We start from the raw sequence: 9,232 nt of genomic DNA on the forward strand, positions 1-9,232 counted from the left end.
GAGAAGAAACGCAGGGCAGAGGAAAGGGGAGGGCGGATCCCCATCCGCCCTCCCCGTGTCGCGTCCCCGGCGACTACAGAACCGACTCCGCCTCCTTGAGCACCCCGCGGAGGATGCCGGTGATCTCGCGGAACTCGGCCGGCCCGATGGTGAGCGGCGGGGCGAGCTGGATCACGGGGTCGCCGCGGTCGTCGGCGCGGCAGTAGAGGCCCGCGTCGTAGAGGGCTCCGGAGAGGAAGCCGCGCAGCAGGCGCTCCGACTCGTCGTCGTCGAACGTCTCGCGTGTCGCCTTGTCCTTGACCAGCTCGATCCCGAAGAAGTAGCCGTCGCCGCGCACGTCGCCGACGAGCGGAAGGTCGAGCAGGGTCTCCAGCTCGGCGCGGAACAGCGGCGAGTTCTCGCGCACGCGCTCGTTGAGCTTCTCCTCCTCGAAGATGTCGAGGTTCTCCAGCGCGACCGCGGTCGAGACCGGGTGCCCGCCGAAGGTGTAGCCGTGCGGGAACGACAGGTCCCCGTGCGCGAACGGCTCGTAGATCCGGTCGCTGACGATCGCCGCGCCCAGGGGGGAGTAGCCGCTCGTGAGGCCCTTGGCGCACGTGATGATGTCGGGCACGTAGCCGTACGCGTCGCACGCGAACATGTGCCCGATCCGGCCGAACGCGCAGATCACCTCGTCGGAGACGAGCAGCACGTCGTAGCGGTCGCAGATCTCGCGCACGCGCTGGAAATAGCCGGGAGGCGGCGGGAAGCAGCCGCCCGAGTTCTGCACCGGCTCGAGGAAGACCGCGGCGACCGTGTCCGGACCCTCGAACTGGATCATCTCCTCGATCCGGTCGGCGGCCCAGACGCCGAACGCCTCGGGATCCGTCGGCGCGCCCATCTCGGCGGCGCGGTAGATGTTCGTGTTCGGAACCCGGAAGCCGCCAGGGGTGACCGGCTCGAACATCGCCTTCATCGCGGGGATGCCGGTGATTGCGAGCGCGCCCTGGGTGGTGCCGTGATAGGCGATCGCGCGGGAGATGACCTTGTGCTTGGTGGGCTTGCCCCGCAGCTTCCAGTAGTGCTTGGCGAGCTTGAAGGCGGTCTCGACGGCCTCGCCGCCGCCGCTCGTGAAGAAGACGCGGTTCAGGTCGCCGGGGGCGTAGCCGGCGAGGCGATCGGCGAGCTCGATCGCCCCCGGGTGCGCGTACGACCACAGCGGGAAGAAGGCCAGCTGCTCCGCCTGCTTCGCCGCGGCCTCGGCGAGGCGGGTGCGGCCATGGCCTGCGTTGACCACGAAGAGGCCGGAGAGCCCGTCGATGTACTGCGTGCCGTTGTCGTCCCAGATGTGGTGTCCCTCACCCCGGACGATGATCGGCACACCGCTGCGGTCCATCGTGGACTGGCGGGTGAAGTGCATCCAGAGGTGATCGTGTGCTTTCTGTTGCAGATCGGCGCTCATGCTCCGATCTTGTCACCCAAAATCCAAAATGACAACAGATATCGAAGGCTGGGATCCTCGAATTCTGCGGATTCCGAGGTTGCGAGTCTCAGATCCTCGCATCCTGGATCCAGGTCTCGCCGAGCGCGAGCAGGGTCGCGTCCGCGGTGAGCAGCGTCAGTCTCTCCGCATCCGCTTGAGCGAGGATCATGCGATCGAACGGATCGTGTCGCGTCAGAGCGGGGAAGCGCAGCATGGCCGTGGCGTGTGCCGACATGAACGGCAGTTCGCGCAGGCCGGCGTCGGGGAACGCGGCGGGGAAGCGGTCGCCTCCCGGAAGGTCGATGCGGCCGAGCATGTTCTTGATCACGAGCTCCGAGATCGAGATCGCGGAGAAGTGCGTGATCGTCGAGTTCTCGATGGTCTTGCGCGCCGTGTCTCCGAGCATGGCACTGTCGCGGTGCAGCCAGACGAGCGCGTTGGTGTCGAGCAGGATCATCGCGTGGATCCCTCTGCCCAATCCGGTCCGTAGAACATCTCCTGAATCTCCGGGTCGGTGCCGTCGAAGAGGGCAGGATCGTGCTCAGGTTCGTCTCGGCCGAGTCCGTAGACGATCGTCGTGCGCTCATGGGGGATGAGGTCGACGACCGGCTTCCCGGCGCGAGCGATCGTGATCTGCTCGCCGTCCAGCACCCGCGCGATCAGCGCGGAGAGCTGCGTCTTCGCTTCGTGGACGTTCACCTGGGTCATGACCACAGCTTAGTCCAGTGGACTAAGTCATAGGCCGGGTGTGGATCGATGCGCAGCGGTTCTAACGCTGGTGCAGCTAGAATGCATGCGTGACGGTCACGATCACGGTCCGCAACGTTCCCGACGGGGTGCGGGATGAGCTCGCGGCGCGGGCGGCGAAGTCGGGGAGGTCGCTTCAGGAGTATCTGAGCGCCGAGCTCCTGCGTCTCGCCTCGACGCCTCGGCCGTCGTGGCGCTCGTCGCGGCCAACGCGGGGGAGACATGGTGGCTGTCGGAGCGGATCGGTGACGCGATGCTCTTCGCGCCGTCCCTCCTGCTCACCGAGGTCGACAGTGCGCTACGGGGTCTCGAGCTCGGCCGCAAGCTGACGACTCAGCAGGCGGCGGCGTCGCGGTGGCACGCCAGCCGGCTGCCGATCGAGTTCTGGCCGAGCGAGGCGACCGCCGATCGGGCATGGGAGCTGCGCGCGGACCTCACGATCTACGACGCGAGCTATGTCGCGCTCGGCGAACGCCTCGGAGCCGTTCTGCTCACCGGAGACCGGCGGATCGCGAACGCCGGTGTCGCCCGGTGCCCGATCGAGGTCGTCGCCCTGGGGCGGTGACGCTCAGGGCAGCGGGACGGCCTCGGTGTCCGGCATCGGGGCGGCGTCGCGGCCGCGCAGATCGGGGAAGAACCGCACGAACACCACCGAGACGACCAGGGCGGCGGCCGCGAAGCACGTCGCCGCGAGGTAGGCCCCGGTGGGGCTGTGCATGCTGTCGATGAGGAAGCCGGCGATCGCGGATCCGGCGGCGGCGCCGATCAGCTGCCCGGTGCCCGCCCAGCCGAACGCCTCGGCCGTCTCGGAGAACTTCACGCTCGCCGACGTGATCGCGAACAGCACCGCGAGCGCGGGGGCGATCCCGATGCCGGCGGCGAGCAGCGTGCCGCCGAGCCAGAACACGTTGAGCGACAGCATCGTGAGGGCGAGGCCGACGGTCACGATCGTCAGGCGCCGGGCCATCGCCCACGGCCCCATCGGCACGCGGCCCGAGGCCAGGCCGCCGACGAGGCTTCCCACGGAGAACACGGCGAGCACGAGCCCTGCCTCCAGACCGCCGTGGTCGAAGGTCTTCACCACGCCCACCTCGACGGCCGCGCAGGCGCCGATGAGGAGGAAGCCGATGACCGTGGCGAGCATCACCGGCGGTTTCAGCACGACCGCGCCGAACCCGCGGCGACTGCGCGGGATGCGCACCCGGCCGACCTCGGGGGAGAGGATGAACCACGCGCCGCCGCCCACGAGCACCGCCGCGACGAGCAGCAGGCCCTGCACGGTGCCGACCTGCGTCGAGACGATCGTGATGACGACCGGCGCCACGATCCAGATGATCTCCTGCAGCGACGCGTCCAGTGAGAACAGCGGTGTGAGCTGCGAGGAGTTCACCAGCTTGGGGTAGATGGTGCGCGCGGCCGACTGGATCGGCGGGGTGGAGAGCCCCGCGATCAGGCCGAGCACCACGTAGCCGGCGAGCGGCAGGAAGGAGAAGAACGCCAGGCCGAGGAATGACAGCACGCAGATCGAGAGCGTCAGCGTCAGCACGGGGCGCATGCCCCAGCGGCCCATCCAGCGGCTGGTGACGGGCCCGGACACGGCCTGCCCGATCGAGGACGCGGCCAGCACGAGGCCGGCGGCGCCGTAGGAGCCCGTCGCGTGCTGGACATGCAGGAGGATCGCGAGACTCGCCATGCCGTTCGGGAACCGCGCCGTCAGCTGCGCGGCGATGATCCGTCCGACGCCCGGTACGCGCAGAAGCTCCTTGTATCCCGATCCGGCCACGGATCAACGCTACAGGTCGCAGGGCGTCGGGAGCAGGGTCCTGCAGGGTCTGGGCGCGGCGCCACGAGGGCGCGCACGCGACACGCCGACGACACGCCGGAGGGCGATTTCCACAGCCTGAGGAATGTCCGTGGCCCCTCCTATCGTCGGATCTGTGGAGGGATCCGGACGGGGTCTCCCGGAGCCGCGGGAAATCGCGGTTCGAGGGTGCTCGCCGGTGGCGGACGGCTGTGGACAAAGGCGTGGAGAACCTGTGGTGAATCGGTGGAATACGGTGGAAAACTACACAGTTGTAACTACTAGCCCTAGTGGTCGACCCGAATGTCCGCACCTATATGTAGTATTGAACTCCCGGCAGGGCCACCTGCCCGAAGCCGGGTTCTGAGGGGAAGAAGAGGCGCAATACATGTCCATCACGGTCTACACCAAGCCCTCCTGCGTGCAGTGCAACGCGACGTACCGCGCACTCGACGCGAAGGGCATCGAATACGAAGTCCACGACGTCTCCGAGGACGCTGCGGCGCTCGAGCACGTGAAGTCGCTCGGCTACCTGCAGGCTCCCGTCGTCGTCACCGACGAGGACCACTGGTCGGGCTTCCGTCCCGACAAGATCGACGAGCTCGCCGCTCGCCTGGCCTGACTCCCGAGGGGGCGATCTCATGAACGCCGCCACCGCGACCGCCGCGCCGCTGCTGGTCTACTTCTCGAGCATCTCGGGCAACACAGCCCGGTTCGTCGAGAAGCTGGGCCTTCCGGCGCGACGGATCCCGCTGCACAGCACGGAGGAGCCGCTCGTCGTCGATGAGCCGTTCGTGCTGGTCACGCCGACCTACGGCGGCGGGCAGGGCCGCGGCGTCGAGAAGGGCGCCGTACCCAAGCAGGTCATCCGGTTCCTCAACGACGAGCACAACCGGCGTCACATCCGCGGAGTGATCTCCGCAGGCAACACCAACTTCGGCGACGCATTCTGCGCCGCCGGTGACATCATCAGCCGCAAGTGTCACGTGCCCCACTTGTACCGGCTCGAGATCTACGGCACACAGGACGACGTCGATCGGGTGACCGACGGATTGGATCAATGGTGGAAGCAGCACTGAAGGACTCAGCGCCGGTGAAGGGCGAGATCGCGTTCAAGGTCAACGCGGCGTACGAGGGTCTCGACTATCACGCCCTCAACGCGATGCTGAACCTGTACGACGCGGACGGCAAGATCCAGTTCGATGCCGACAAGCGCGCGGCGCGGGAGTACTTCCTGCAGCACGTGAACCAGAACACGGTGTTCTTCCACTCGCTCAAGGAGCGCCTGGACTACCTCGTGGAGAAGGAGTACTACGAGGGCGCCGTGCTGGACGCGTACTCGTTCGAGTTCGTGCAGAAGCTCAACGACCTCGCCTACTCGAAGAAGTTCCGCTTCGAGACGTTCCTCGGCGCGTTCAAGTACTACACGAGCTACACGCTGAAGACCTTCGACGGCAAGCGCTACCTGGAGCGCTTCGAGGACCGCGTCGTGATGACCGCCCTCGCCCTGGCCGACGGCGACGAGGACCTCGCCGTGAACCTCGTCGAGGAGATCATCTCGGGCCGCTTCCAGCCCGCCACCCCGACCTTCCTCAACGCCGGCAAGGCGCAGCGCGGCGAGCTCGTCAGCTGCTTCCTGCTGCGCATCGAGGACAACATGGAGTCGATCGCCCGCGGCATCAACTCCGCCCTGCAGCTGTCCAAGCGCGGCGGCGGCGTGGCGCTGCTGCTCTCGAACATCCGCGAGTCCGGTGCCCCGATCAAGCAGATCGAGAACCAGTCCTCGGGCATCATCCCCGTGATGAAGCTCCTCGAAGACTCCTTCTCGTACGCGAACCAGCTCGGCGCGCGTCAGGGCGCCGGCGCGGTGTACCTGAACGCGCACCACCCCGACATCATGCGGTTCCTCGACACCAAGCGCGAGAACGCCGACGAGAAGATCCGTATCAAGACGCTGTCGCTGGGCGTCGTCGTGCCGGACATCACGTTCGAGCTGGCGCGGAATGGCGAGGACATGTACCTGTTCTCCCCGTACGACGTCGAGCGCGTCTACGGCGTGCCGTTCGGCGACGTCTCGGTCACCGAGAAGTACCGCGAGATGGTCGACGACCCGCGCATCAAGAAGACCAAGATCAACGCGCGCGAGTTCTTCCAGACCCTCGCCGAGATCCAGTTCGAGTCGGGCTACCCGTACATCATGTTCGAGGACACGGTGAACAAGGCCAACCCGATCAAGGGCCGGATCAACATGTCCAACCTGTGCAGCGAGATCCTGCAGGTGAACACGCCGACGACCTACAACGAGGACCTCTCCTACAGTCAGATCGGCAAGGACATCTCCTGCAACCTCGGATCGATGAACATCGCGCTGTCGATGGACTCGGACGACCTCGGGCAGACGGTCGAGACGGCGATCCGCGCACTCACCGCGGTGAGCAACCAGAGCCACATCGGCTCGGTGCGCTCGATCGAGGACGGCAACGACCGCTCGCACGCGATCGGCCTGGGGCAGATGAACCTGCACGGCTACCTCGCTCGTGAGCGCGTGTTCTACGGCTCCGAAGAGGGCATCGACTTCACGAACATCTACTTCTACACGGTGCTGTTCCACGCGCTGCGCGCGTCGAACAAGCTCGCGATCGAGCGCGGCGTCGCCTTCGACGGCTTCGCAGACTCGACCTACGCGTCTGGCGCGTTCTTCGACAAGTACATCGACCAGGAGTGGGTGCCCGCGACGGAGAAGGTCAAGGACCTGTTCGCCGGCCAGCACATCCCGACGCAGGACGACTGGCGCGAGCTGAAGGCCTCCATCCAGGAGCACGGCATCTACAACCAGAACCTGCAGGCCGTGCCGCCGACCGGATCCATCTCGTACATCAACAACTCGACGAGCTCGATCCACCCGATCGCGTCGAAGATCGAGATCCGCAAGGAAGGCAAGCTCGGTCGCGTCTACTACCCGGCCGCGTTCATGACGAACGACAACCTGGAGTACTACCAGGACGCGTACGAGATCGGCTACGAGAAGGTCATCGACACGTACGCCGCGGCGACGCAGCACGTGGATCAGGGCCTGTCGCTCACGCTGTTCTTCAAGGACACCGCCACCACGCGCGACATCAACAAGGCTCAGATCTACGCCTGGCGCAAGGGCATCAAGACGATCTACTACATCCGTCTGCGTCAGATGGCCCTCGAGGGGACCGACATGACCGAGTGCGTCAGCTGCATGCTGTGAGAACCCGCGTTCCGTCTCGCTCAACGATCGAAGTAGGAAAGAAATGACCCCCGAACCGCTCAAGCTGGTCGACCGCGTGCAGGCGATCAACTGGAACCGCATCCAGGACGACAAGGACCTCGAGGTCTGGAACCGTCTGGTGAACAACTTCTGGCTGCCCGAGAAGGTGCCGCTGTCGAACGACATCCAGTCGTGGAACACGCTCACCCCCGAGGAGCAGACGCTCACCATGCGCGTGTTCACCGGCTTGACGCTCCTGGACACGATTCAGGGCACCGTCGGCGCGGTGTCGCTCATCCCCGACGCGATCACCCCGCACGAGGAGGCCGTCTACACGAACATCGCGTTCATGGAGTCGGTGCACGCGAAGAGCTACTCCTCGATCTTCTCGACGCTGTGCTCGACGAAGGAGATCGACGAGGCGTTCCGCTGGTCCGTGGAGAACCCGAACCTTCAGAAGAAGGCTCAGATCGTCATGGACTACTACCGCGGGGACGAGCCGCTCAAGCGCAAGGTCGCCTCGACCCTGCTGGAGAGCTTCCTGTTCTACTCGGGCTTCTACCTGCCGATGCACTGGTCGTCGCGGGCGAAGCTCACCAACACGGCCGACCTCATCCGCCTCATCATCCGCGACGAGGCCGTGCACGGCTACTACATCGGCTACAAGTTCCAGCGCGGCCTCGAAACGCTCGACCAGGCCAAGAAGGACGAGCTGAAGGACTATACGTTCTCGCTGCTCTACGAGCTCTACGACAACGAGGTGCAGTACACGCAGGACCTGTACGACGGCGTCGGCCTCACCGAGGACGTCAAGCGCTTCCTGCACTACAACGCGAACAAGGCGCTCATGAACCTCGGCTACGAGGCGATGTTCCCCGCGACCGTGACGAACGTGAACCCGGCGATCCTGTCGGCCCTCTCGCCGAACGCCGACGAGAATCACGACTTCTTCTCGGGATCCGGATCCTCCTACGTCATCGGCAAGGCCGAGGCCACCGAGGACGAGGACTGGGACTTCTGAGATAACGCTGGTCGCACACGGTAATTGCGACAACCGAAAGCCCCTGGCTGACCGCTCGGCACGAGCAGCTGGCCAGGGGCTTTTGTCGTTCCTGCCCACACCTTGCCCACACCCTAAGAGGCGGCCGCCTTTCGAGCTTCGCTCATCGCGGTGGCTACCGCTACAGGTCCGAGCATTCGCTGCGCGACCTTGACGTTGGCACCGGAGGAGACCGCGAGTGACGCCGCCGTGTGCCGAAGATCGTGCGGCGTGATCCTCGGGATCCGATCGTCGAGGATCGGCGCTGCACGTACGGCATGCGCGAACCAACCGCTCGTCGGGTGCGGATAGGGGAGCGGCGCATCTCCGCCGCTGAAGAGCCACCCGTCAGGCCCCTTGCCCTCACAGGCCGCCGCGAGCCGCGTCCTCGAGCTCAAGGGCAAGGTTGACACGCTCACCGAGGAGGACCGCGGCTACCGTGCGTGCATCGGTGTGCAGCGCGACCACATGGCTGCTCACGGAACGCCCCCGCCCTGGCCCGACAATCTTCCCCGACAGTAGCTCCATGAACAAGATCTGGTCCCCGAACCAGCGATGTACCCGCACCGCGATTCAGGTGGTGCTCACCGTGGTCACGCTGCTCGCCACCCTCGCCGCGATCAGCGCGGCAATCTCCCGCGTCATGGCCATCCCTGCCATCGACGAGTGGCTCCGCAAGTTCGGCGCCGGATCCGCACCTGCCGGCGCAATCGCCTACACACCGCTCAACCGTCACTCGATCGGCCTCACTCGACGCCAGTACCGTGCGATGGTGGACGGCGACGACACCGGCGAAAAGGACTGACACTCGCAATACGAAACCGCCCCGCTCTCTTGGGGGCGGATTCCAGCGGTCGTTGCAACACGATGTAGTTCAGAGCATGACAGAAAGCCCCGGTCGACCGTGATGGTCGACCGGGGCTTCTCGGTGTTTCTGGGGTCGGT

The 9,232-nt window shown here is 65.9% G+C and carries 11 protein-coding genes and 1 pseudogene; 7 read left to right on the forward strand and 5 right to left on the reverse strand.

Translation table 11 applies throughout. The features are described 5' to 3' along the window. Positions 1-73 precede the first annotated feature (73 nt). From ACFC1J_RS16335 to ACFC1J_RS16345, 3 genes are all read right to left on the reverse strand, one after another. Complete coding sequence (locus ACFC1J_RS16335) at positions 74-1,441, reverse strand: aspartate aminotransferase family protein (RefSeq protein ID WP_375908352.1); 1,368 nt, start codon at positions 1,439-1,441, stop codon at positions 74-76. An 88-nt stretch (positions 1,442-1,529) separates the two neighbouring features. After that, positions 1,530-1,919, reverse strand: coding sequence for a type II toxin-antitoxin system VapC family toxin (locus ACFC1J_RS16340; protein WP_375908355.1), 390 nt, complete (start codon positions 1,917-1,919; stop codon positions 1,530-1,532). Beyond that, positions 1,916-2,170 carry a type II toxin-antitoxin system Phd/YefM family antitoxin gene (locus ACFC1J_RS16345; protein WP_375908357.1) on the reverse strand — a complete coding sequence of 85 codons (255 nt, stop codon included), beginning with the start codon at positions 2,168-2,170 and terminating at the stop codon, positions 1,916-1,918. The genes ACFC1J_RS16340 and ACFC1J_RS16345 overlap by 4 nt, the downstream gene beginning before the upstream one ends. 89 nt (positions 2,171-2,259) lie before the next feature. On the opposite strand from ACFC1J_RS16345, the pseudogene ACFC1J_RS16350 reads away from it, so the two are divergent. Next, a pseudogene (locus ACFC1J_RS16350) lies at positions 2,260-2,352 on the forward strand (hypothetical protein); the annotation flags it as partial. Positions 2,353-2,399: 47 nt separating this feature from the next. After that, positions 2,400-2,774: a type II toxin-antitoxin system VapC family toxin gene (locus ACFC1J_RS16355; protein WP_375908360.1), complete on the forward strand. Its 375-nt coding sequence runs from the start codon at positions 2,400-2,402 to the stop codon at positions 2,772-2,774. 3 nt (positions 2,775-2,777) lie between these two features. Here ACFC1J_RS16355 and ACFC1J_RS16360 read toward each other — a convergent pair whose 3' ends face one another. Continuing rightward, entirely contained in the window at positions 2,778-3,992 is a 1,215-nt protein-coding gene (locus ACFC1J_RS16360; protein WP_375908363.1) for an MFS transporter, read from the reverse strand. Positions 3,993-4,398: 406 nt separating this feature from the next. Between ACFC1J_RS16360 and nrdH the strand changes: the two genes are divergently transcribed. The 4 genes from nrdH to nrdF are packed head-to-tail and all read left to right on the forward strand — an operon-like array spanning position 4,399 to position 8,269. After that, positions 4,399-4,632 carry a glutaredoxin-like protein NrdH gene (gene nrdH / locus ACFC1J_RS16365; RefSeq protein ID WP_045251249.1) on the forward strand — a complete coding sequence of 78 codons (234 nt, stop codon included), beginning with the start codon at positions 4,399-4,401 and terminating at the stop codon, positions 4,630-4,632. A 19-nt stretch (positions 4,633-4,651) separates the two neighbouring features. Then, on the forward strand, positions 4,652-5,089 hold the full coding sequence (gene nrdI, locus ACFC1J_RS16370) for a class Ib ribonucleoside-diphosphate reductase assembly flavoprotein NrdI (protein ID WP_375908366.1): 438 nt from the start codon (positions 4,652-4,654) through the stop codon (positions 5,087-5,089). After that, complete coding sequence (nrdE, locus tag ACFC1J_RS16375) at positions 5,071-7,248, forward strand: class 1b ribonucleoside-diphosphate reductase subunit alpha (protein ID WP_375908369.1); 2,178 nt, start codon at positions 5,071-5,073, stop codon at positions 7,246-7,248. The genes nrdI and nrdE overlap by 19 nt, the downstream gene beginning before the upstream one ends. 43 nt (positions 7,249-7,291) lie before the next feature. After that, complete coding sequence (gene nrdF, locus ACFC1J_RS16380) at positions 7,292-8,269, forward strand: class 1b ribonucleoside-diphosphate reductase subunit beta (protein ID WP_375908371.1); 978 nt, start codon at positions 7,292-7,294, stop codon at positions 8,267-8,269. Positions 8,270-8,382: 113 nt separating this feature from the next. On the opposite strand, the gene ACFC1J_RS16385 is transcribed toward nrdF, so the two are convergent. Beyond that, positions 8,383-8,706, reverse strand: coding sequence for a tyrosine-type recombinase/integrase (locus ACFC1J_RS16385; RefSeq protein WP_375908374.1), 324 nt, complete (start codon positions 8,704-8,706; stop codon positions 8,383-8,385). Positions 8,707-8,813: 107 nt separating this feature from the next. Here ACFC1J_RS16385 and ACFC1J_RS16390 point away from each other — a divergent pair, with 107 nt between their 5' ends. Further along, a complete protein-coding gene (locus ACFC1J_RS16390) occupies positions 8,814-9,092 on the forward strand; it encodes a hypothetical protein (protein ID WP_375908377.1) in 279 nt (92 codons plus the stop codon). Positions 9,093-9,232 lie beyond the last annotated feature (140 nt).

This window comes from Microbacterium sp. NPDC056052, assembly GCF_042266785.1.
Classification (GTDB): Bacteria; Actinomycetota; Actinomycetes; order Actinomycetales; family Microbacteriaceae; genus Microbacterium.